The following is a 21,778-nucleotide window of genomic DNA, read 5'->3' on the forward strand; positions in this document are numbered from 1 at the left end:
CCATGACCACGCTTTCCCCACCGCGCCGGGAGAACCGGCTGTGGCTGGTCGTGCGGGACTGGCGCGGCCTGGCCTCCGTCGGCTACCTCGTGGTGCTGGTGGCGCTCGCGCTGCTGGCGCCGCTGGTGACCGCACACGAACCCAACGCGCAGAACTTCGACGCCATCCTCGCCCCGGCGGGCACGCCCGGATACCTGCTGGGCAGCGACGACCTAGGCCGCGACGTCCTCAGCAGGCTGATCTACGGCGCGCAGGCGTCGCTGCTGGCCAGCTTCCTGGCGGTCGGGGTGGCGCTGCTGATCGGCATCCCGCTCGGGCTGGCCGCTGGCTACCTCGGCGGCATCGTCGACAGCGCGGTGATGCGCGTTGTGGACACGCTGCTGTCGTTCCCGGCGATCATCCTCGCGATCGCGATCACGGCGGCCCTGCAACCCAGCCTGGTCAACTCGATGATCTCGGTCGGCATCGTGTTCGCGCCATCCGTGGCCCGGCTGATGCGCGCGCAGGTACTCGCGGTGAAGGCGGAAACCTACGTCGAGGCGGCGCGCAGCTTCGGCAGCCGGGGCCGGCACCTCGTGCTGCGGCACCTGGTGCCGAACTCGATCCAGCCGGTGCTCGTGCAGTCCAGCCTGCTGCTGGCGCACGCGCTGATCGCCGAGGCCAGCCTGAGCTTCCTCGGCCTGGGGGTGCAGCCACCCGACCCAAGCTGGGGCTCGATGCTGGCCCGCGCCTACACGTTCCTCTACCAGGCACCGCTGCAGATGCTGGTGCCCGGCATCGCGATCGCCGCGACGGCGCTGGCGTTCAACGTCCTCGGCGACGTGGCGCAACAGGCCCTCGACCCGCGCCGGAACCGATAGGGACCCGTGCGTGCTTTGTGTCGCTATAGCAGCACAAAACACGCACGGCACCACCCACGACCGCACCTCAACCGATTGACCACTTTGGAGGGACATTGTCCTGGCAACCGGAAATCGACGAACTGCGGCGGCGCGAGGAGCTCGCGCAGCGCATGGGCGGGCCGGAGAAGGTCAAGCGGCAGCACGACCACGGCAAGCTGACCGTCCGGGAACGCATCGATGAGCTGCTGGATCCCGGCAGCTTCCACGAGACCGGCGCCATCGCCGGGAAGTTCCAGCCGGACGGCGCGTTCCAGCCCGCGAACTTCGTGTTCGGCCGCGGACAGCTCGACGCCAGGCCGGTCGTGGTCGGCGGCGACGACTTCACGGTGCGCGGCGGCGCGTCGGACGCCTCGATCCGGGAGAAGCAGATCATGGCCGAGCAGCTGGCCAACGAGCTGCAGATCCCGCTGGTGCGGCTGGTCGACGGCACCGGCGGCGGCGGTTCGATCCGCTCGCTGGAGACCATCGGCCGCACCTACGTCCCGGCCAATCCGGGCTGGGAGTGGGTCGCGGCGAACCTGGGCACCATCCCGGTGGTGGCGCTGGCCCTGGGTTCGGTGGCCGGGCTCGGCGCCGCGCGGGTGGCCGCCAGCCACTACTCGGTGATGGTGCGCGGCATCTCGCAGGTCTTCGCCGCCGGGCCGCCGCTGGTGGCGCGGCTGGGCCAGACCGTCACCAAGGAGGAGCTGGGCGGCAGCGACATCCACGGCCGCAACGGCGTGGTGTTCGACGTGGTCGACTCCGAGAAAGAGGCCTTCGACCGCACTCGCCGCTTCCTGTCCTACCTGCCGCCGTCGGTGCACCAGCTGCCGCCACGCGCGGAGTGCACCGACGACACCGAGCGCCGCGAGGACTGGCTGATCGGGGCGATCCCCCGCGACCGGCGCCGCCCCTACCGCATCCGCCCGATCATCCAGGCCGTGGTGGACCAGGGCTCGTTCCTTGAGCTGGGCAAGGGTTTCGGCCGTTCGACGGTCGGCGGCCTGGCGCGGGTGAACGGCTGGCCGGTGGCGGTGCTGGCCAGCGACCCGATGGTCTACGGCGGCGGCATGACCGCCGACGCCAGCCGCAAGATCGAGTGGCTGGTCGACCTCGCCGAGACCTTCCACCTGCCGGTGGTGCACCTGGTGGACCAGCCCGGCTTCGTCATCGGCGTGGAGGCCGAGAAGGCGGGAACCATGCGCTACGGCGTTCGCGCGCTCAACGCCGTCTACCAGGCGAAGGTGCCGTGGGCGTCGGTGATCCTGCGCAAGGTCTTCGGCGTCGCCGGGGCCGCGCACACCAACGCCGCGCGGGTGCACTACCGCTACGCGTGGCCGTCGGCGGACTGGGGCTCCCTGCCCATCGAGGGTGGCGTCGAGGCCGCCTACCGGGCCGACCTGGACGCGGCCGAGGACCGGCAGGCCCTGCTGGACGAGATCACCGACAAGATGAACGCGATCCGCTCCCCGTTCCGCACAGCGGAGGCGTTCAACATCGAGGAGATCATCGATCCCCGCGACACCAGACCGCTGCTGTGCGAGTTCGCCGAACTCGCCGCGCCACTGCGCGCCGCGGGCCGCTCGACCTGGCACTTCAGGGGGTGACGTGATGATCAGCGCCATGAGCGGGGTGCGCGTGCTGGAGATCGCGCACTACATCGCCGGACCGCAGTGCTGCCAGATCCTCGCTGACCACGGCGCCGAGGTGATCAAGGTCGAGCCGCCGGACGGCGAGATGGGCCGCCGGGCCGCGCCGATCCACGACGGCGACAGCTTCTACTTCGCCGCCAACAACCGCAACAAGCGCAGCGTCGCCCTCGACCTGCGCAGCGAGCCGGGCAAGGAGGTCCTGCACGAGCTGATCGGCTGGGCCGACGTGCTGGTGACCAACTACGCCAACGGCGTGCCGGACCGGCTCGGTTTCGGCTTCGACGAGGTGCACCGGATCAATCCGCGGACCGTGATGGTGCACGTCACCGGATTCGGCCGCACCGGGCCGTATTCGTCCTGGGTCGCCTACGACGGGATCATCCAGGCGATGAGCGGCCTGGCCGACATGACCGGTGAGCCCGACGGCGCGCCGACCATCGCCGGACCGTTCGTCGCCGACAACGTCACCGGCATGCAGGCGGCGATGGCGGCCATGCTCGGCCTGCTCGCCCGGCAGCGCACCGGCCAGGGGCAGCTGGTCGACGTGGGCATGCTCGACTCGATGTTCCCGCTGCTGGCGCACCACGTTTCGGTCGCGGCGGCCGGTGTCGGCGAGCCGACCCGGTGGGGCTCGGCGCTGCCGACGAACTACTCCGGGCTGTATCCGGCCGCCGACGGGTGGGTGTACATCGCGCCGATCACCCCGAAGATGTGGCAGAGCTTCAGCGCCCTGCTCGACCATCCGGAATGGGCGGAGCAGGAGCAGGCCGAGCGGGGCTGGCGGGTGCGGGAGCGCGAGCGGATCGACGCCGAGGTCGTCGAGTGGACGAAGGCCCGCACCAAGACCGAGGTGGTGGCGGCGATGCAGGCCGACGGGGTGGTTTGCGGCCCGGTGCAGTCGGTCCGGGACCTGGTGACGGATCCGCAGGTCCGGGATCGGGGAATCGCGGTGCAGGTGCCGCTGCGGGACGGGGTGCACGCGACGTTGCCCGGCCCGGCGCTGCGGCTGGCCGACACCCCGGCCCGCGCCCCCGAACGTCCGCCGCAACTGGGTGAGCACACCGACGAGGTGCTGACGCAGCTCGGCTATTCGGCGGAGCGGATCGATTCGCTGCGGCGGGACAACGTCACCGGGAGGACGCCGTGATCCCCAGCCTGCTGGTGGCCAACCGGGGCGAGATCGCGCGGCGGATCATCCGGACCGCCCGTCGGCTCGGGGTGCGAACCATCGCCGTTCATTCCGAAGTGGACACGGGGCTGCCCTACGTCGCGGAAGCGGACGTGGCGGTCGCGCTCGATTCCCCGCGCGACTTCCTCTCGGCGGACGCGATGCTCTCGGCCGCCCGCCTGACCGGCGCGTCGGCGGTGCATCCGGGCTACGGTTTCCTGTCCGAGAACCCGGAGTTCGCCCGGCGCTGCGCGGAAGCGGGCCTGACCTGGGTGGGGCCGTCACCGGAAGCGATGGAACTGCTCGCCGACAAGGCTGCGGCCCGGGCGCACATGGCCGCGGCCGGGGTTCCAGTGCTACCCGGCAGCTCCGGGCTCACGTCGGTGCCGGAGTCCGCATCGGCGGCATCGGAGCTGGGATTTCCATTGATGGTCAAGGCCGTTTCGGGCGGCGGCGGCATCGGCATGGGTGTCGCGGACGACGCGGAATCGTTGGAACGCGCGGTGCGGACCGCCTTGTCGCGCGGCGGCAGCGCGTTCGGCGACGCGCGGATTCTGCTGGAGCGCTACGTGCCTCGTGCCCGGCACGTGGAGGTGCAGGTCGTGGGCATGCCCGACGGTTCGGCGCGGGCATTCGGGGAGCGGGACTGCTCGGTGCAGCGCCGGCACCAGAAGGTCGTCGAGGAATGCCCCTCCCCCGCCGTGGACGACGCGTTGCGCGCCCGGCTGTGCGCGGCGGCGGTTCGCGCGGCCGAGAGCGTCGGGTACCGCAACGCGGGCACCGTGGAGTTCCTGCTCGACCCGGACACCCGGGAGTTCCACTTCCTGGAGGTCAACACCCGGTTGCAGGTCGAGCACCCGATCACCGAGGAGGTCCACGGCATCGACCTGGTGGAGCTCCAGCTGCGGATCGCGTCGGGGGCGGACGTTCCGGCGGAGTTCCCGGCGCCGGACGGGCACGCGATCGAACTGCGGCTCTACGCCGAAGATCCAGCCCGGTTCCTGCCCCGGCCGGGGCGGATCACCGAGTGGGTCGAGCCGGCGGGAGTGCGGGTGGACGCGGGTTACGGGGCGGGCACCGAGGTGAGCCCGCACTTCGACCCACTGCTGGCCAAGATCGTGGTGCGCGGCCGGGATCGGGCCGACGCGCTGGCCCGCGCCCGGCTCGCGGTCAAGGAGTTCACCGTGCAAGGCCCGAAGTGCAACTTGCCGTTCCTCGCCGAAGTCCTTGATTTTCCGGAGTTCGCCTCCGGGGACTACGACACGGGCGTGGTAGGCCGGATCATCGCCGCTCGCTGAGCGTCGCGGAAGGGAAGCAGATGGAGATCAAGGCCGAAATGGTCGCCAACGTCTGGAAGGTGCTGGTCACCGAGGGCACAACGGTGCAGGCCGACGAGGAGCTGGCGATCCTCGAGTCGATGAAGATGGAGATCCCGGTGGTCGCCGAAACCGGCGGAGTCATCACCCGCCTGGCCGTCGCGGAAGGCGACACCGTCAACGAAGGCGACCTCATCGCCGTCGTCTCCGCGGAGTAACCGAGGTGAGGGGCACCCGTGCCCAACATACTGGGACACGGGTGCCCCTCACCCGGACGTCAACGCTTGTCGAGTGCGCCGGAGCGGAGCTTGGCGCTGAAGTTTCGCCACGCAGCTCGGGTGAAGGCCAATGTACCGCCATCGCGATCCTTGGTATCCCGGACCCCGACGAGCCCGGGCGCGAAACCGACCTCGACGCAGTCGCGTCTTTCGTTGCTACGACTGGACTTCCGCCATCCGGTTAAGAGCTCTGCGGTGTTCACCGTATATCTTCCCTTGCCTTGCGGATCAGCTGCAACGAGCGGTCAACCGATGCCGCTGCGCCGAGCACGTGCCTCCAGGTTCGGCGGTACAGGTCGACCAGAGTCACATCATCCACGTACCGGGACTCCTCCAACAGATCCAGGTACACCAAGCCAGGATGCTCCTGCAATGATTCCGGGAACGTCATGAGCGTCCACGATGTGCCCTGCCCGACGAATGCCCCTGCATCGAGTGGCAGGATCTGCAGATCGACAGTGCAAGTCCGTGCAGCCTCCAAGAGATAGTCGAGCTGGTCACGCATCGCACCATTCCCGCCGCGCATCCGGTACAACACGCTTTCATCGAGGACGACGTGCAGCTCGACCGGCCGTTCCGCCCGCATGAAGATCTGCTTGCGCTCCATCCGGGCTTCGACGAGCTGCTGGATCTCGTCATCTGAGTGGTTCGGGTCGGCGCGGAACACTGCCGCCGCGTAGTCCGGTGTCTGCAGCAGACCTGGCACCAGCGAGATTTCCACAATGTCGAGTCGAGCCATGTCGACTTCAAGATTGAGCCGCAGGTCGTAGTCCTCGGGGATCAGCGCGGTGCGCTTCGGGGTGCGCTTGCGTGCAACCGGCAGCAGCTCCTTCAGTTCCGGGATCTGTTCCGCAGCGCCGTAGTGCTCCAGCAGTTTCTCCAGATCGCTCTGGGTCGGCGCGTGGAGACCCTTTTCGAGGTTGGCGATCGTTTGGCCGGTGCGCCCGATCTGCTTTCCAGCCTGCTGCTTGGTCAATCCCGACTCAGCACGCAGTTGGGACAGCCGCAGCGCTAGGTAGTACCGCACGACCGCCGGGGACGACCTGATCACGTTGTTCCTCCTGAACGCGACACGGGACATCAATGGCACTTGCCCGCGAGATCACCCGAACGAGCCGACGTGCCATGTTGCTTGATTTGATTCCGAACTGTTTGATTTCAAGAGTCAGATCGAAGCAGCCGGTCAAAGCAGGCTTCGACGATACAAGTCCAGGTCGCGGGGCTCGCAGTGCCCCGCGGAGCGAAGGAGCGGAACATGGGTGGAACCAAGGTCGGCACCTGGGTCAGCGTGGACGACTGCTCGATTACACGATCTGCCGCGACGAAGTCGAGTTCGAGATCGGCGGACAGTCCGGCTTCGATCTACTCGCCACCGAAGCGGGCCTCGCCAAACTGGTCGCCAAGGCAACCGAAGCCCTGCACGAACTCCGCGAACTCAGGGTTCGAGGAGAGCAGTAACCAACGGCCATGAGTGCGAAGCAGCCATGCTCCAGGCGCGATCGCATCCATCGGGCGGATGTTCGGGCAGGTGAATGGCCGTGAGTACTTTGGGTTGCTATAGAGGCTGTTTCCAAACTCGATCTGCTTGGCGGTGCAGGTGGCGGCCCCCCTGCGGGAATTACCGTCGCCTTCTCGCTGTGGGATCCCCGACATCATGAATGCCAATTCACCACGTCGGCGCTGTCCTCGCGAAAAGACACCTGAGAACCCGCGGCGGTGCAAGTCGCATAGGTGGGCTAAGCGGCTACGCCGCTTCAAAGACAAAACCCCGCGCTACCACATCCGCACGTCACCACATCCAAAACAGGCTCTATAGCCGCCTTTTCCGGTTCTTACCGGAACCAGTACTCACGACCGCGCTCGCCAGGCGCCTGCGTTTGCCCGGACTTGGGGCGGGCTCAGGAAATTTGGTCGTGGGATTCGCGGTGCGTGGCTAGCTCGTACTCGACGAAGGCACCGATCATCGCTCGCCAGACCGCCTCCGCGACCTCGGGGGACAGGCCGCATCCAGCAGCGCGCTCTCGCGCAGCCGCTACGACCTGCTCCACTCGGTCCGGTGCGCGCACGGACTGCTCGTCGGTCTTGAACCGGGCGGCCGCCCGAACCAACTGCTGGCGGCGGGCGAGCAGATCGATCAGCTGCCCATCGAGTTCATCGACGAAGGCGCGAACGTCTGCGAGCGAGGCCGGGTCTGGCACGGAGAACCCCCTTCTGCCGTCGGAACGATCCATGCGAATCTACCTAGTTGCGGTAAACCTGATCACTCCAGGCTGAGCTGGCGATCACCGGTCCGGAAGCTATGGGATTCAACTCCTGCGGCGTGCGTGGGCCGCGACGCGGGCACGGTTTCCGCAGATCCGGCTGTCGCACCAGCGACGGTCCGCCCTGTGCGAGATGAAGACCTTGCGGCAGTCGACGCCCTGGCAGCGGCGCACTTCGGCGGCTTGCGGGCTGAGCAGGAAGTCGACGACAGCCCGACCGAGCAGGTGGGCGACGCCGCCTGGCGCGTCGCCATCGATCGCGATCCTCCCTCGAGCCGGCCGGAGCCGGAACGCCGCCTCCGCCAGGCCACACCGCGTCGCTCGGTCCAGTTCTTCCTCGGACGGCGACTTGCCGTCGGCGAGTCGATGCAGCACATGCTGGGTCGCATCGCGGTGCACCTGGATCTCCGGCAGGGCACTTGGCCGGATTCCAGGCAGGAATCCAGCGAAGGACGACCATGACCGGGCCCATTCCCGGAACTGATCGACGGTCGCGATGCGGTCCCGCGCCACCGAGGATCGGGTGTTCGCGAACGCTATGGCCAGTGGATCATTCATCGCGACGATCCTAGCAAACTAATGTGTTGACTCATTAATCCGCAGCGTGCAAGGCTATCGCCATGGTGACGATCTCCCGCGAGACGAGCGCTCAAATCGAAGCACGACTGCGCGGCGTGTACCGCGAGTGCTCGATCGAATGGCTGGCAGGGCTGTGGTCCTTCGTCGAAGGAGCAGACGCGGTCCATCGTGCCGACTCGATCGCGGACATCCGCGACGAGGGCCAGCTGAGCGCCCTTTGCCCGGCAGTCGACGCCGACGAACGATTCGCCGTGTTCCGCGTCGTGCTTCCGCCGGATTCGGACGACAGCGGATTCGTGGGCTGGCTGTCCTCCCGCATCAAGGCGGCCACCGGCAGCGGACTTTTCGTGATCTGCGGCCACAACCGGGAACGCGGCGGCGTTTTCGACTACTACGGCGTCCCCGAGGCCATCGGTGACGAGGCGAGGGAGCTTCTCGACCGCCTCACCCGGACCGATGCCTTCGACGGCGTGGTCATGCGCGCGACGCAAACCGCCGGAGACTCGGGCATTGGACCGGAGACGGTCTTCTGCTTCACCCAGGACGGCACCACGATCTCCGCCCGCTACGGCGGTGGCCGCATCGCGGAGGGCTGGCTCGTCGGCACGCTCGACGCCTCGCAGGTCCGCTTCGACTACGTGCAGGTCCAAGTCGACGGCGTCGTCGACAGCGGCCGTTCGGTCGGCGAAGTCAGCCGCCTTCCCGACGGGCGATGGCGGCTCACCGAACACTTCACCTGGTCATCACGCGACGGCGGCGGCACGAACCACCTCGAAGAGTAGGCAGGCGTCGCGAGTGGTCACGGTCGCTGGACAGCCACAATCCTCAGGACCACGGCTCACCAGGCATCGACGACTGCGCGGGCGTCGGGGTTGGTCCAGCCCGCGCGGGTGACCGGGGGCAGGGCGCGCAACAACAGGGAGCGGGTGTCCGCCGGGTCGATCACGTCGTCGATCTCCAGGTGCATCGCCGTGTTGATCGCGCTGCCCGTCTCGTACATCTGGGCCACCAGTTCCTCGTAGCGCCGCTGGCGCCGCTCCGGGTCCGCGATGGCTTCGAGCTCTCGGCGAAAGCCCAGGCGCACCGCGCCTTCCAGGCCCATGCCGCCGACCTCGCCGCTCGGCCACGCCACCGTCAGCGCCGGCTTCGTCATCGTGCCGCCTGCCATCGCCATCGCGCCGAGGCCGTAGCTCTTGCGCAGCACGACCGTCGCCATCGGCACCGTCAGCCGCGCGCCTTGCACGAACATCCGGCCGAAATGCCGCACCGTCGCCGTCTTCTCCGACTCCGGGCCGACCATGAATCCCGGTGTGTCGCAAAGCGAAACCACCGGCAGCCCGAACACCTCGCACAGCTGCAGCATTCGCGCCAGCTTGTCGGCGCCGTCCGCGTCGATCGCGCCGCCGAGCACCATCGGATTGTTCGCGATCAGCCCCATCGGCCGGCCCGCGATGCGCACCAGCGCGGTGATCGTGCAGCGACCGAACTCCGGCCGCAGCTCCAGCACCGAGCCCTCGTCGCAGAGGATGTCGATCGCGGCGTGCACGTCGTAGGCGCGCTTTCGGTTCTCCGGCACCACGTGGCGGAGTGTGCGCTGGTCCGGCTCGGTGTAGTCGGCGACATCGCCCTGGAAGTAGGACAGGTAGCGCTTGGCCACCGCGACCGCCTCCGCCTCGTCGTCGACCGCCACATCGACCACGCCGTTGGCCGTCTGCACGTCGATCGGCCCGATCTCCTCAGGCGCGAACACGCCGAGGCCGCCGCCCTCGATCATCGCCGGGCCGCCCATGCCGATGTTGGAGTCGCGGGTGGCGATCACCACGTCGCAGGTGCCCAGCAGCGCGGCGTTGCCCGCGTAGCAGCGGCCCGCCGCGATGCCGACCGTCGGAACCCGTCCGCTGAGCTCGCCCAGCGCCAGGAACGACGGCGTGATCAGGCCGCCGCCCTTGGGGATGTCGACATCGCCGGGCCGGCCGCCGCCGCCTTCGGCGAACAGCACCACCGGGTACTGCCGCTGCCGCGCGATCTCCAGGATCCGGTCGGTCTTGCGGTGGTTGAAGTAGCCCTGCGTACCCGCCAGCACGGTGTAGTCATAGGCGAGCACCGCGCACGTGCTGCGCTCCGGCCCGAACTGCGCGCCGTTGACCTGGCCGACGCCGGTGATCATGCCGTCGGCGGGCGTGTTGTGCAGCAGGTCGTCGAGCTCGCGGCGCTTGCGCTGCGCGGCGATGGCGAAGCCGCCGTACTCGGTGAACGTGCCCTCGTCCACCAGGTCGGCCACGTTCTCGCGCGCGGTGCGCATGCCGCGCGAGTGGCGTTTGCGCACCGCTTCGGGCCGGCTCTCGTCGGCCCACAGGCTCTTGCGTTCCAGCACGCGGGCCAGGTCGGGCCGGATGTGGTCGGGGTCGATGCGCTCGTCCGCGAGATCGGCGACGCCGAGCTCGTCGTTCCCGGAGACGATCACCACCGGTTCCCCGGCGTCGACCACGTCGCCTTCCCGGAAGCGGACCTGCGTCACCTCGCCGCCGCTTTCCGCGCGGATGACGTGCTGCATCTTCATCGCTTCCAGCACCATCACGACCTGCCCGCGCGCGACCACGTCGCCGAGCGACACCTCCACCGCGACGACCGAGCCGCTCATCGGCGCGACGGTGGCGCCGAGGGGCGCGTCCGGCGCCACGACCGGCGCGGCATCCAGCAACTCGGCGCGATGGCTGTCCACATAGGATGTCGGGCATCGCCCGGCGGCGAATTCGTCGGCGAGCAGGATCGTCCGCTGCAGCGGGATGTTCGTGGCCACACCGGTGATCTGCAGTTCGTCGAGCGCCTGGACCGCCAGCCTGCGAGCCGCCGTGAAGCCCGCCGCGTCGTGCACCACGATCTTGGCCAGCAGGGAGTCGAACCCCGGATTGGTGCGGTATCCCGGATAGCCGGCCGTGTCGACGCGGATGCCGCGCCCCGCGGGCATCTCGAACCGATCGAGCACTCCCGACTGCGGCAGGACCTGCCCGTCGGCGGTCATCGTCTCGGCGTTGATCCGGATCTGGATCGCGCTGCCGCGCGGGCACGGCACTCGATCCTGGCCTAGACCGAGGTCGGCGAGGCTCGCGCCGGCGGCGATCTCCAGCTGGCTGCGCACCAGGTCCAGGCCGAGCACCTCCTCGGTGACGGTGTGCTCCACCTGAAGCCGCGGGTTGACCTCCAGGAAGAAGAATTCCTGGCCGCTGACCAGGAATTCCACGGTCGCCACGCCCCGGTACGCCGCTGCGCCGACCAGCCGGTTCGCGGCCTGCAGCACGTTCTGCCGCAGCTGCCGGTCGAGCCCTTGGGCGGGCGCGACCTCGATCAGCTTCTGGTGCCGCCGCTGCACGCTGCAATCGCGGTCCCAGAGGTGCGTGACCTCCTGACCGTCGCCGATCACCTGGACCTCGATGTGCCGGGCGTCGGTGAGCAGCCGTTCGATGTAGAGCTCGCCGGAGCCGAACGCGGCGATCGCCTCGGCCTCGCAGGTCCGGAACGTCTCGGCGAGCTCGTCCCGGCCGCGCACTACGCGCATGCCCCGGCCGCCGCCACCGGCGACCGCCTTGATCACCGCCGCGCTGCGCCCGTGGGAGAAGTCCGGCTCAAGAGTGTCCAGGAAGCGTTCCATGTCGGGGAGCGTCGCCGCCGCCGTGCCGGGCAGCGTCGGGATCTCCAGTTCGGTGGCGAGCGCGCGGGCTTTCGCCTTGTCGCCGAAGAGTTCCAGCGCGCTCGGGTCCGGGCCGACGAACGCGATGCCCGCGTCGACGCAGGCCTTGGCCAGGGCGGGATTCTCCGAGAGGAATCCGTATCCTGGGTGGATCGCCTCGGCGCCGGTCTTGCGCGCCGCCTCGATGATCGCGGCGACGTCGAGGTATGCGGCGGCGCCGTTCTCGGGCAGCGGCACGGCTTCGTCGCAGCGGGCCACGTGAAGCGAGTCGGCGTCATCCGCCGCGTGCACGCCGACCGTGCCGATGCCCAGCACCGCCGCGGCGCGGAAGACCCGCAACGCGATCTCGCCCCGGTTCGCGACCAGCAACGTTCCGAACGGCTCGCCGATGCCCATCCACGCCTCCTCCGCGCCGCACTGCGCCTGCCGGGCCGCACAGGCGCATACCGACCAGTCGGTCCTCGATGGTTAGCCTCGTAAAGAACCAGGCAGGTGTCAACACTGGGCCTCGACGTCAGGTGCAGCCGGAGCACTGGTCACCGGCGAGCAGTCCCGCCATCGCGGAACTGATCTCCATGCCGGTCAAGATTTCGATGTAGAGGAACTGGCCGTTCACGAAGCGTGTGAAAATGCCTCGTGAGCCGACGCCTTGCGGTGTCGACGTTGGCCCGCGTTGTTGGGTGCGGGTCTTCCCGTGGCGATACCCGCTGCCCGCGGAGTGCGGGGCTTGTGCGGGTTTCCATCGGGCTCGTTTTCCGTCGCCCCGCAACTCGAGGAGGACGTCGTGGCCTCAACCAGGTTGGCGAGGTTGTGGGCCGCGTTGAGGTCACGATCCATGCTCATCCCGCAGGCGGAGCAGGTGAAAACACGGTCGGACAGGAGCAGCTTGGCTTTCACCACACCACAATCCGAACACGTTTTAGAGCTGGGATACCACCGGTCCGCGACGTGCACGCACACCCCGGCCCAGGAGGCTTTGTACTCGACCTGACGTCGAAGCTCCGCCATGCCGACACCCCCAACCTGCCGCGCCAAGCGGCGGTTGCGGGTCATGCCCGAAACATTGAGATCTTCCAAAACGAGCACACCGAAGGTCCGCACCAGCCAGGTGGACAGCTTGTGCAGCCCGTCGCGACGCGCGTTAGCCACCTTGACGTGAAGCCTAGCGATACGTGCCTGAGTCTTGCGCCAACGATTCGACGGCTTCCCTCCGGTACGCCGGTCCGGACCCTGACGTCGGGAAGCCTGACGTTGCAACCGCTGTAACTCGCACAGGGCCGCTTCGAGGTGTTTGGGGTTGGCGATCACCTCGCCGGTGGACAGCACGGCGAGGGAGGTGATCCCGAGATCCACACCCACCGTCGCACCGGGCCGAGTAGCGACCGGGTCGTTACGGATGATCTCCACCGAGAACGATACGAACCAGCGCCCCGCCCGATACGACACCGTCGCCGACCGGATCCGCGCACTCCCGCGCTCCACATGACGAGCGAGTTTCCGAGTGGACTCGTGGGTGCGCACCACCCCGATCCGGGGCAGCTTCACATGCCGCCGGTCGCGGTCGACCAGCCCGAAGCTGCCGGTGGTGAACCGGCACGACAACCCGGCCCGCCTACCCTTGAACCTCGGGAACCCGAGCCTGCGGCCCTTGCGCTTGCCCTTGTTCGAGTCGTCCCAGTTCTTCAGCGCGGCCGCCAGGTTGGCCAAGCCAGACGAGTACGTCTCCTTCGAATTGTCCTGCCACCACGGCGCAACCGTGTCCTTGACCTGGTTCCAGTCCTTGCGCAAGCTGTAGGCCGACCAGCTCACAGCCGGCGTCAACTCATCCCCGTCCAGGCCGTACGATGCTTCAGCTTTCCGCTGATCACGGTTGGCTTTGATGCGCCCCAGCCCCCAATTGAACGCGAACCGCTGCGCACCACAATGCGACCGCAACCCGGCCTCCTGCACAGGGTTCGGGTCCAGCGCAAATCGGTACGCCTGCAACACCGTGCTCATCACCGCCGAACAGTACCGGCGGGCACCGACAAACCCCGCGATCTACCAAACCACCACATTTCCCCGCTCCGTGACACATTCCACCGAACAGTCCACAACCCCTGCGGGTTCACCTCGAAGAAGACCTACTCGCCCTGTTCCGTGATCTTCAGGTCTACGGGTGCCGTAGCAAATCCCGAGCGCGCACATCATTTCGAGCGACTGTTCGCGCATTCCCGTCAGCAGGCTGTGCAAGTAGCACGGAGCATCCAGATCGAGCCTGGAGTCCAGACCCCGCTTGCCCCTCGGCCGTGTCGATTCGGGCCGAGAAGGCTTCCTCGCCGACGACGGTGACGCGTACATCACTCGGTCCGACGATCTCTTCTTGGAAGAGCGTGGGCGCGAGCGGCAGATCGGACAGCGCCGCGGTCCGCATCGGTCCAGCGCCGAGTGTCGATGAAGTGGCTCGCCGGGGTGCTCGGGACCGAGCAGCAGGCCCCGAGCACCCGCGTGCCTCAACTCTCCTCCTGCTCCAGGTGGTAGAGCTCGGGGAGGTTGACCACGATCGCCTCCTGCGTGCTGCGGGCGATCACCACCTCCGCCGGGTCGTTCGGGTCCGGGTTCTCCTCGCGGTGCGGGACGAACGGCGGCACGAAGATGTAGTCGCCCGGCTCCGTCTTGATCCGCACCTCCTCGGCACCGTCGTGGAAGACGAACTCCGGGTGGCCGCTGACCACGTAGATCGCCGTCTCCGACTCGCCGTGGTGGTGGTTGTCCGAGGCCGTCGACGGGCCGACGTGCGTCTCGCCCATCCAGATCCGCTCCGAGCCGACCAGCTCGCCGCTGATCGCCGCGAGCCGCCGCATGCCCGTCGTCTGCGCCGTCTTGTTGTCCAGGTCGGCGGCCCGGACGTGGTGCAGCCGGGTGCGCAGCGAGCGGCGCTGCTCCTCGGACACCGAGGTCGAGAGATCGGGGTGGAACGCGTCGTGCTGGGTCATCAGATTCCTTCCTTGTTCACCGATCGCCGACCAGCGGCACCCCGTCGAGGAACTCGCCGACCTGCCGGCCGAGTTCGCGCCACACCTCGGCGCCGGGTGAATCGTTGTGCACCGAGGTAACCCCACCCTCCACCGCCCGCACAACCTCGCCGATCGTGATTTCTCCGGCACGCCGCGCCAGCGAGTAGCCGCCGTCGCAGCCGCGCTGGCTGGTGACCAGCCCGGCCCGCCGCAGCTCGATCATCAGGTTGACCAGCGAGTTCAGCGGGATGCCCTGCCGCCGGGCGATGACCTCGCACTTGACCGGCTCGGCGCCGCTGCCGGCCAGGTCGCGCAGCGCCCGCACCGAGTAGTCGGTGCGCGCCGAGATGTGCACCGGAGCCGATCGGCGGGCCCGCGGCGCGGCCGGCGTCTCGGGCAGCAGCACCGCGCCTTTGGCGATCTCCTCGCAGAACAGCACGATGCGCGCGGCCACGCTCCGGTGGAACTTGTCGTTGAGGATGTCGTGCACGCCGTCCTTGAACACCGCCACCGAGCTCTGCGGGTGCTTGGCCGCCAGCGAGGTCACCGGAGCGACCGGCGCGAGCGTGTCCGCGTCGCCGTGCAGCAGCAGGGTCGGCACGTTGGGCAGCTGCTTCGGCGGCTCCGGAACGTCATCGGTCAGCCGGCCCCACTGGAATTCCGGATCGTTCTCCAGGAGCTCGCGATGCACCGGGCACGACGTGCGCACCCCGATCTCCTCATCCCGGTCACCTGGCTCCTGCCCCTGCGCGAGCGGAATGCCCGCCAGGATCAGGCCGTCCACCTCGATCTCCAGCGCGAGCGCCCAGGCGCGCAGCGCCCCGACATCGGTGCCGGCCAGGAATCGCGCCGCGCCTGGCCGGAACCACGTCTCCGGATCGGTGTCCGGTTCCGGCACCACCACGACGTAGCCGTCTGCGGACAACCTGCGGCCGAAGCGCTGGTAGACGGCCGGGTTCTCACCTCGGCCCGGCAGCACCACCACGGTGCCGCGGCAAGGCCCTTCCGGGGCCCAAGTCCGGGTCATCTCAGCTCCGTTCACTTGCCGGGGTACAGGTCCCGCTCGCAGGCCTTCGCCACGTCCACCGGCTCGCGCAGCACTCCCGCCTGGAGGTACCGATCCGCCACGGCTTGCAGGTCGGCGACCACATCATCGGTCAACGGCCGTACCTCCTGCTTGGTCCGGGTCAGGATCTTCCGCGCCACCGGCGGCTCCAGCGACGTCAGCTTCTCGTAGACGCGCTGGTACTCCTCGGGGTTCTGGTCGCTCCACCGCCACGCCGCCTCGAACCGCCGCATCGCGTCGGCCAGCGCCTCGCGCTTGAGCGGGTCGGCAGCGGACGCGGTGGACACCGACAGGATGCCGTTGCGGCCGTTGATGCCTTCGCCGTCGCGGATCACCCGGGCCCCGGCGTTCTCCGCGATCGACAGGTACGGGTCGAAGGTCGCCCAGGCGTCGATGTGCCCGGCGCTGAAACCGGCCTGCGCGTCGGTCGGCAGGCTGAAGGTGATCTGCACGTCCTGCTGCGTCAGCCCAGCCTCCTCCAGCGCACCGAGCGCGGTGTAATGCGAGACGCTGCCCGGCGCGGTGGACACCACGAGGTGCTTGCCGCGCAGGTCGGCCACGCTGCGGATCGGCGATCCCGGCGGCACGATGATCGCCGTCGATGACGGGGACGCCGCGGTCGCCACGGCCGGCCGCGCCGGCACACCACCGGCGATGGCCTGCACGGTGGGCGCGTCCGCGGCGGTCGCGGTGTCCACGTCGCCGGAACGCATGGCTTCGAAAAGCGGTGCCGCGCCTTGAAAATTGGCCCAGCGGATCTTGTACGGGGCGTCCTTGAACGCCCCGGACGCTTCCACCCTGGCCCGCAGCCCGCCGGCCTGGTCGCCGAGCACCAGGGTCACGTCGGACAGCGACTTCGGCGAGTCGCCCCCGGAGCAGCCGGCCACGGCGAGAAGCACCGCGGCCAGCGCCGCCACCAGGATTCTGGTCGTACGCACTGTGTTGTCTCCAGTCTCAGTCAAGCAGATCCGGCTGCTCATGCACGATCTCCTCGAAGAGCGGGGCGAAGGTCACCCAGCCCGGGTCGCGGTGCTGCTGGTACTGCTGCCTCGTGTGCTGCGCGATCTCGTGCGGGATGAGCTGCAGCTGCCCGGCCGCCTGGGCGACGACCTGCACCTTCGAGTTCCGCTCGGCGGCCACGTAGAGCGACACCGCCTCCTCCAGGCTGCGGCCGACGGTCAACAGCCCGTGGTTGGCCAGGATCGCCAGCCTGCGGTGCCCGAGCGTCGAGGCGATCCGGCGGCCCTCCTCCAGGTCCAGCACGAGCCCGGAGAAGTCCGGGACGATCACGTTGTCCTCATAGAACTGGGCGCTGTCCTGCGAGATGGGCAGCAGTTCGGTGCCCAGCGCGGCCAGCGCCTTGCCCCAGATGGAGTGGCTGTGCGCGGCCGCGTCGACGTCCGGGCGGGCCTGGTGGATCTGCGAGTGGATGGCGAACGCGGCCTGGTTGACCGGGTGGTCGCCGTGCACGATCTCGCCGTCGTGGTTGACCAGCAGCAGCTCGGAGGCCTTGATTCGGCTGAAGGCCCGGCCGAGCGGGTTGACCCAGAAGTGGTCCGGCAGCTCCGGGTCACGGACCGTGATGTGCCCGGCGGCGCCCTCGTTGTAGCCGAGCTTGCCGAAGATCCGCAGCGCCGCGGCGAGCCGCTGCTTGCGGAACCGGCGTTCGTCCTCGACGTCGTCGAAGACCGGGCGGGCCGGGAAGCTGTTCTGCCGTGGGGAAAGCGATCGGGCGAACTCGGATCGCCCGGCTGCTACGGTGGTCATGGCCTTCTCCTCCTGGTGTCTCTGCGCGCTGCCCGATGACGATTTCGCGCGAAATCGGCGTTCAGCACGCCTGTCAGGCCGCGGCGCGGCGGGCGATTTCCTGGCGTACCAGCGGGATCAGTTCGCGGCCGTAGTCGACCGCGTCGTCGAACGGGTCGTAGCCGCGGATCAGCAGCGTCGTGACGCCGATGTCGACGTAGTCCAGCAGCGCCGCCGCCACCGTCTCCGGGGTTCCCACCAGCGCGGTGGAGTTTCCCGCCGCGTTGGTGGCAGCCGCCGTGGGTGTCCACAGTGCACGATCGTGCAGCTCCCCCGCCTCGGCCGCGGCGAGGAGTCGCTGTGAGCCGACGTTGGCGACCCGCTGCCCGGGATTCAGCGTCTTCGGGCCGGTGAACGACGCCAGCCCGCCGCGCGCCGAGTTGATCCGGTCGAGGATGCGGTGCGCCCGCTCCCACGCCTGCTCCTCGGTCGCGCCCAGGATCGGCCGGAACGACACGCTGATCCGCGGCGGTTCCGCCCGTCCTGCCTCGGCGGCGGCCTTCCGGACCGCGGCGATCTGCTCGGCGGTCTGCGCCAGCGGCTCGCCCCACATCGCGAAGACGTCGGCGTGCTTGCTGCCGACCCGCAGGGCCGCCTCCGAGGAACCGCCGAAGTACAGCGGAATCCCGGACTGCCGCACCGGGCGGACGGCCGCGTTGTAGTCCTCGAAGCGGTAGTGCGCGCCCTCGTGGCTCACCGGTTCGTCGGCGGCCCACACCCGGCGGAGGACTTCCAGGTACTCGTCGGTGCGCGCGTAGCGCTCGTCCTTGCCCAGGTAGTCGCCGTCGCGGCGCTGGTCCGCGTCGTTTCCGCCGGTGATGACGTGCACCGCGATCCGGCCGCCGGTGAGGTGGTCGGCGGTGGCGAAGGTGCGGGCCGCCAGCGTCGGGGCCACGAAGCCCGGGCGGTGCGCGATCAGGAATCCCAGCCGCTCGGTGTGCGCGGCGGCGTAGGCGGCGAGCTGGGTGTTCTCCGGGCTGCTCGACCCGTAGCCGATCAGCACCCGGTCGAACCCGGCCGCCTCGTGAGCCTGGGCGAACTTGCGCAGGAAGGCCGGATTGACCGCCGGTCCCTCGGCGGCGTGGATCTCCGAGACGTGCTGCGCCCCGATCATCCCGATGAACTCGACGGTCATGACGAACTCTCCTCTCCGGTCCCGACGCCCAGCCAGGACAGCAGTTCCGCGCGCAGCGCCAGGAAGGCCGGATCGGTGACATCGCGCGGGCGGTCCAGGTCCAGCACCTGGTCGTAGCCGATGCGGCCGTCGCGCATCACCAGCACCCGGTCGGCCAGCAGCAGCGCCTCTTCAACGTCGTGCGTGACGAGCAAGATCGCGCACCCGTGCCGCTGCCACAGCTCGCCGACCAGCTCCTGGGCCTTGATCCGGGTCAGCGCGTCCAGCGCCGAGAACGGCTCGTCCAGCAGCAACAGGTCCGGTTCGCGCACCAGAGCACGCGCCAGTGACGCCCGCTGCGCCTCGCCGCCGGAGAGCACCTTCGGCCACACGTCCACGCGGTGACCGAGGCCGACCTCCTCCAGCGCGGCCACCGCCCGCTTCTTGTCCGGGCTGCCCGGCAGGCCGAGGATCACGTTGCGCCACACGCGTTTCCACGGCATCAGCCGCGGCGCCTGGAACGCCACCGCGCGCCGCACGGCCACCTCAACCTCGCCGGTCACCTCGCGGTCGAGGTCGGCCAGGATCCGCAGCAGCGTGCTCTTGCCGCAGCCGCTCGGGCCGAGCAGCGCCACGAACTGGCCGGGCTCGATCTCCAGGTCGAGGTCGTCGAGCACGGTGCGGTCGCCGAAGCGGCGGCTCAGGCCGCGCACCGACGCGGGTTTCACTACGCTCCGCTGAACGCCGGTCGCCATGCCAGCACGGTCCTTTCCAGCAGTCGGACGATGAAGTCGGCGACGAGGCCGAGCAGTGCGTACAGCACCAGGCAGACCACGATCACGTCGGTCTGGAAGAACTCGCGGGCCATGTTCATCTCGTAGCCGATGCCCGCGGTGGCGTTGATCGTCTCGCCGAAGACCAGCGCCAGCCACGCCGAACCCAGCGAATACCGCAGCCCCACCAGGGCGTTGGGCATCGCGGCGGGCAGGATGATGTGCCGCACCTGGGCGAACCAGCCGAGCCCGAGCGTCTTGGCCGCCTCCACCAGGCCCGCGTCGACGTTGCGGATGCCGCCGTAGATGTTCATGTACAGCGGGAAGGTCACGGCCAGCGCGATCAGCACGATCTTGGGCTGCTCGCCGATGCCGAACCAGATGATCAGCAGCGGGATGAGGCCGATCACCGGCACCGTTCGCAGCATCTGCATCGGCGCGTCGATGAGGTCCTCGCCGCGGCGGAACAGGCCGGAGAGCGTCGCCAGCACGATCGCGACGACGACGCCGATCACCAGGCCGGCGCCGACGCGTTGCATCGAGGCGGCGATCGCCTCCTGCAGTCGCCCTTCGTCCCACAGCTCCACGGCGGTCCCGGCGACCGTCGCGGGCGAAGCGAGGGTGTCGTCGCTGAGCACGCCGGTGCTGCTGAGGGCCTGCCAGAGCGCCACCAGCGCGATCGGGCTGATCAGCTTGAAAAGCCAACGGGGAACGCGGTTTTCGCGCCGCGCGGCGCGGGTTTGCACGGTCGTGACGGGAATCGGATCTCGGCCGGTCGGTGCGCCAGTGGGCGCGCGTTCGGTGGATACAGTCATCTGCACTCTCCGGAGGGCATGAGGGCGCAGCGCGGCCACGACGGATGGGCCGCGCTGGAGGATCACCGGAGCCCCGGTTCCGCTGCTCAAGTGCCGTGCGTACTTTTTGCTGCTATGGCGACAAAAAACACGCACGGGTGTTGACCAGCGGAGACGCTGTGCGGGGGAGCTCCGGCGGAGCTGTAGGTGGTCGCGCTATGACGCGCGTGAAGCAGCGGAGAAGACCGTTACCGGCAACAGAGTGCGGAGGACACGCGCACGAAGTCCACGTAACCTCGTGTCGTCAGGGCCGCTGTCCGGATCATGCCCACGACCGTAACCGGACACCCAGACCGTGTAAACCCAACTCCACAGATTGGGATTGTGATCGGCTCCACCCGGACGGCCGCCGAGCAAAGGGCGTTCCGGCGCGAGCCCTGAAAGAGCGAGCGGCGCCTTTCACTCGGCGACGACAACCCGGGGCGGCTGGAGCGAATGTTCCGCGCTGTTCGCCCGGCGCTACCGTGGACCGGTGCAGCCGGAACTTTCGAGCGAGTCGGGCCAACCTGTCACCGCGATGCGAGCGGGCGGCGGGCTCGCCGCGCCGCGGCGTCCTGGAGGCCGTTCGTGATCGAGGAACTGCTGCCCGCCGAGGTCAGCTCCGCCGAAGCCTTCGCCGATCCACCGGAAGCGGTCCTGTTCCCCGAAGAGGAAGCGCTGATCGCGCGCGCACGGGACAAGCGCCGCCGGGAGTTCACGACCGGGCGGTGGTGCGCGCACCAGGCGCTGAGCCGGCTCGGCGTGCCGCCCGCTCCCCTGCTGCGCGGCGAGCGCGGAGCGCCGCAGTGGCCGACCGGGATCATCGGCAGCATCACGCACTGCGCCGGCTACCGGGCCGCCGTCGCGGCGCGCGCCGAGCAGGTGCACACCGTCGGCATCGATGCCGAGCCGCACGCCCCGCTGCCCGACGGCGTGCTGAACGTCGTGTCGCTGGAATCGGAACGCGCCGACCTGACCCGGCTGTCGGCGGCGCGGCCCGACACGCATTGGGACCGGATCCTGTTCAGCTGCAAGGAAACCGTCTACAAGGCGTGGTACCCGATCACCGGCAGCTGGCTCGGGTTCGAAGACGCCCGGCTGGAGTTCGGCACCGGAACGTTCACCGCGCACCTCCGCAAGGAAGGCGCGGAACTGGCGGGCCGCCCGCTGACGACGTTCACCGGCCGCTGGCTGGTCCGCGACGGCCTCGTCGTCTCCGCCATCGCCATCACCCGGTCGAACGCGTGAAGGGCGCCTCTCACCAAGCGAGTTGTGAACTGCTCCCCGGAAGTTGGACTGAGAAATTCAGCTTCGACCTTCGGGGAGCAGTCGCATGTTGAGGACCAGCTCGTTGACCGTGGAGCAGC

General features: G+C 69.1%; 21 protein-coding genes. 8 read left to right on the top strand and 13 right to left on the bottom strand.

Going from position 1 to position 21,778, the window contains the following annotated elements; translation table 11 throughout:
• The first annotated feature begins 2 nt into the window (after nucleotides 1–2).
• The 5 genes from AB0I53_RS39250 to AB0I53_RS39270 all read left to right on the top strand — a co-directional run bounded on the left by AB0I53_RS39250 (nucleotide 3) and on the right by AB0I53_RS39270 (nucleotide 5,235).
• The gene (locus AB0I53_RS39250; protein WP_358614121.1) at nucleotides 3–860 is read left to right on the top strand and encodes an ABC transporter permease; all 858 of its coding nucleotides are present in this window, start codon (nucleotides 3–5) and stop codon (nucleotides 858–860) included.
• 95 nt (nucleotides 861–955) lie between these two features.
• Nucleotides 956–2,488 carry a carboxyl transferase domain-containing protein gene (locus AB0I53_RS39255; protein ID WP_358614122.1) on the top strand — a complete coding sequence of 511 codons (1,533 nt, stop codon included), beginning with the start codon at nucleotides 956–958 and terminating at the stop codon, nucleotides 2,486–2,488.
• 16 nt (nucleotides 2,489–2,504) lie between these two features.
• Nucleotides 2,505–3,680, top strand: coding sequence for a CoA transferase (locus tag AB0I53_RS39260; RefSeq protein ID WP_358614123.1), 1,176 nt, complete (start codon nucleotides 2,505–2,507; stop codon nucleotides 3,678–3,680).
• Complete coding sequence (locus AB0I53_RS39265; RefSeq protein WP_358614124.1) at nucleotides 3,677–4,999, top strand: biotin carboxylase N-terminal domain-containing protein; 1,323 nt, start codon at nucleotides 3,677–3,679, stop codon at nucleotides 4,997–4,999. Before AB0I53_RS39260 ends, AB0I53_RS39265 begins: the two co-directional genes overlap by 4 nt.
• A gap of 20 nt (nucleotides 5,000–5,019) precedes the next feature.
• Complete coding sequence (locus AB0I53_RS39270; protein WP_358614125.1) at nucleotides 5,020–5,235, top strand: biotin/lipoyl-binding carrier protein; 216 nt, start codon at nucleotides 5,020–5,022, stop codon at nucleotides 5,233–5,235.
• A 59-nt stretch (nucleotides 5,236–5,294) separates the two neighbouring features.
• Here the strand turns inward: AB0I53_RS39270 and AB0I53_RS39275 are convergent, their stop codons facing one another.
• Together AB0I53_RS39275 and AB0I53_RS39280 are read right to left on the bottom strand one after the other, a co-directional pair.
• Nucleotides 5,295–5,498, bottom strand: coding sequence for a DUF397 domain-containing protein (locus AB0I53_RS39275; RefSeq protein WP_358614126.1), 204 nt, complete (start codon nucleotides 5,496–5,498; stop codon nucleotides 5,295–5,297).
• Nucleotides 5,495–6,346, bottom strand: coding sequence for a helix-turn-helix transcriptional regulator (locus AB0I53_RS39280; protein ID WP_358614127.1), 852 nt, complete (start codon nucleotides 6,344–6,346; stop codon nucleotides 5,495–5,497). The genes AB0I53_RS39275 and AB0I53_RS39280 overlap by 4 nt, the downstream gene beginning before the upstream one ends.
• A 74-nt stretch (nucleotides 6,347–6,420) precedes the next feature.
• Between AB0I53_RS39280 and AB0I53_RS39285 the strand changes: the two genes are divergently transcribed.
• Complete coding sequence (locus AB0I53_RS39285) at nucleotides 6,421–6,753, top strand: hypothetical protein (protein ID WP_358614128.1); 333 nt, start codon at nucleotides 6,421–6,423, stop codon at nucleotides 6,751–6,753.
• 440 nt (nucleotides 6,754–7,193) lie between these two features.
• Here the strand turns inward: AB0I53_RS39285 and AB0I53_RS39290 are convergent, their stop codons facing one another.
• On the bottom strand, nucleotides 7,194–7,493 hold the full coding sequence (locus AB0I53_RS39290; RefSeq protein WP_358614129.1) for a chorismate mutase: 300 nt from the start codon (nucleotides 7,491–7,493) through the stop codon (nucleotides 7,194–7,196).
• A gap of 108 nt (nucleotides 7,494–7,601) precedes the next feature.
• Nucleotides 7,602–8,114 carry a CGNR zinc finger domain-containing protein gene (locus AB0I53_RS39295; RefSeq protein WP_358614130.1) on the bottom strand — a complete coding sequence of 171 codons (513 nt, stop codon included), beginning with the start codon at nucleotides 8,112–8,114 and terminating at the stop codon, nucleotides 7,602–7,604.
• 62 nt (nucleotides 8,115–8,176) lie between these two features.
• On the opposite strand from AB0I53_RS39295, the gene AB0I53_RS39300 reads away from it, so the two are divergent.
• Complete coding sequence (locus AB0I53_RS39300; protein ID WP_358614131.1) at nucleotides 8,177–8,917, top strand: DUF6196 family protein; 741 nt, start codon at nucleotides 8,177–8,179, stop codon at nucleotides 8,915–8,917.
• Nucleotides 8,918–8,973: 56 nt separating this feature from the next.
• Here AB0I53_RS39300 and AB0I53_RS39305 read toward each other — a convergent pair whose 3' ends face one another.
• From AB0I53_RS39305 to AB0I53_RS39345, 9 genes are all read right to left on the bottom strand, one after another.
• Nucleotides 8,974–12,219, bottom strand: coding sequence for a carboxyl transferase domain-containing protein (locus tag AB0I53_RS39305; protein ID WP_358614132.1), 3,246 nt, complete (start codon nucleotides 12,217–12,219; stop codon nucleotides 8,974–8,976).
• Between the two features lie 216 nt (nucleotides 12,220–12,435).
• Nucleotides 12,436–13,821: an IS607 family element RNA-guided endonuclease TnpB gene (tnpB, locus tag AB0I53_RS39310; protein WP_358614141.1), complete on the bottom strand. Its 1,386-nt coding sequence runs from the start codon at nucleotides 13,819–13,821 to the stop codon at nucleotides 12,436–12,438.
• 494 nt (nucleotides 13,822–14,315) lie between these two features.
• A complete protein-coding gene (locus AB0I53_RS39315; protein ID WP_358614133.1) occupies nucleotides 14,316–14,798 on the bottom strand; it encodes a cupin domain-containing protein in 483 nt (160 codons plus the stop codon).
• Nucleotides 14,799–14,814: 16 nt separating this feature from the next.
• Nucleotides 14,815–15,846: an Rrf2 family transcriptional regulator gene (locus tag AB0I53_RS39320; RefSeq protein WP_358614134.1), complete on the bottom strand. Its 1,032-nt coding sequence runs from the start codon at nucleotides 15,844–15,846 to the stop codon at nucleotides 14,815–14,817.
• Between the two features lie 11 nt (nucleotides 15,847–15,857).
• Nucleotides 15,858–16,823 carry an ABC transporter substrate-binding protein gene (locus AB0I53_RS39325; RefSeq protein WP_358614135.1) on the bottom strand — a complete coding sequence of 322 codons (966 nt, stop codon included), beginning with the start codon at nucleotides 16,821–16,823 and terminating at the stop codon, nucleotides 15,858–15,860.
• 16 nt (nucleotides 16,824–16,839) lie between these two features.
• The gene (locus tag AB0I53_RS39330) at nucleotides 16,840–17,652 is read right to left on the bottom strand and encodes a class II aldolase/adducin family protein (RefSeq protein ID WP_358614136.1); all 813 of its coding nucleotides are present in this window, start codon (nucleotides 17,650–17,652) and stop codon (nucleotides 16,840–16,842) included.
• Between the two features lie 73 nt (nucleotides 17,653–17,725).
• On the bottom strand, nucleotides 17,726–18,826 hold the full coding sequence (locus AB0I53_RS39335; RefSeq protein WP_358614137.1) for an LLM class flavin-dependent oxidoreductase: 1,101 nt from the start codon (nucleotides 18,824–18,826) through the stop codon (nucleotides 17,726–17,728).
• Nucleotides 18,823–19,560 carry an ABC transporter ATP-binding protein gene (locus tag AB0I53_RS39340; protein WP_358614138.1) on the bottom strand — a complete coding sequence of 246 codons (738 nt, stop codon included), beginning with the start codon at nucleotides 19,558–19,560 and terminating at the stop codon, nucleotides 18,823–18,825. The genes AB0I53_RS39335 and AB0I53_RS39340 overlap by 4 nt, the downstream gene beginning before the upstream one ends.
• Nucleotides 19,533–20,393: an ABC transporter permease gene (locus AB0I53_RS39345; protein WP_358614139.1), complete on the bottom strand. Its 861-nt coding sequence runs from the start codon at nucleotides 20,391–20,393 to the stop codon at nucleotides 19,533–19,535. The genes AB0I53_RS39340 and AB0I53_RS39345 overlap by 28 nt, the downstream gene beginning before the upstream one ends.
• Nucleotides 20,394–20,999: 606 nt before the next feature.
• Between AB0I53_RS39345 and AB0I53_RS39350 the strand changes: the two genes are divergently transcribed.
• Nucleotides 21,000–21,659 (top strand): 4'-phosphopantetheinyl transferase, encoded by a 660-nt coding sequence (locus AB0I53_RS39350; protein ID WP_358614140.1) that lies wholly within the window; start codon nucleotides 21,000–21,002, stop codon nucleotides 21,657–21,659.
• Nucleotides 21,660–21,778: the final 119 nt, after the last annotated feature.

It is taken from the genome of Saccharopolyspora sp. NPDC050389 (assembly GCF_040655595.1).
In the GTDB taxonomy this organism is placed as follows: domain Bacteria; phylum Actinomycetota; class Actinomycetes; order Mycobacteriales; family Pseudonocardiaceae; genus Saccharopolyspora.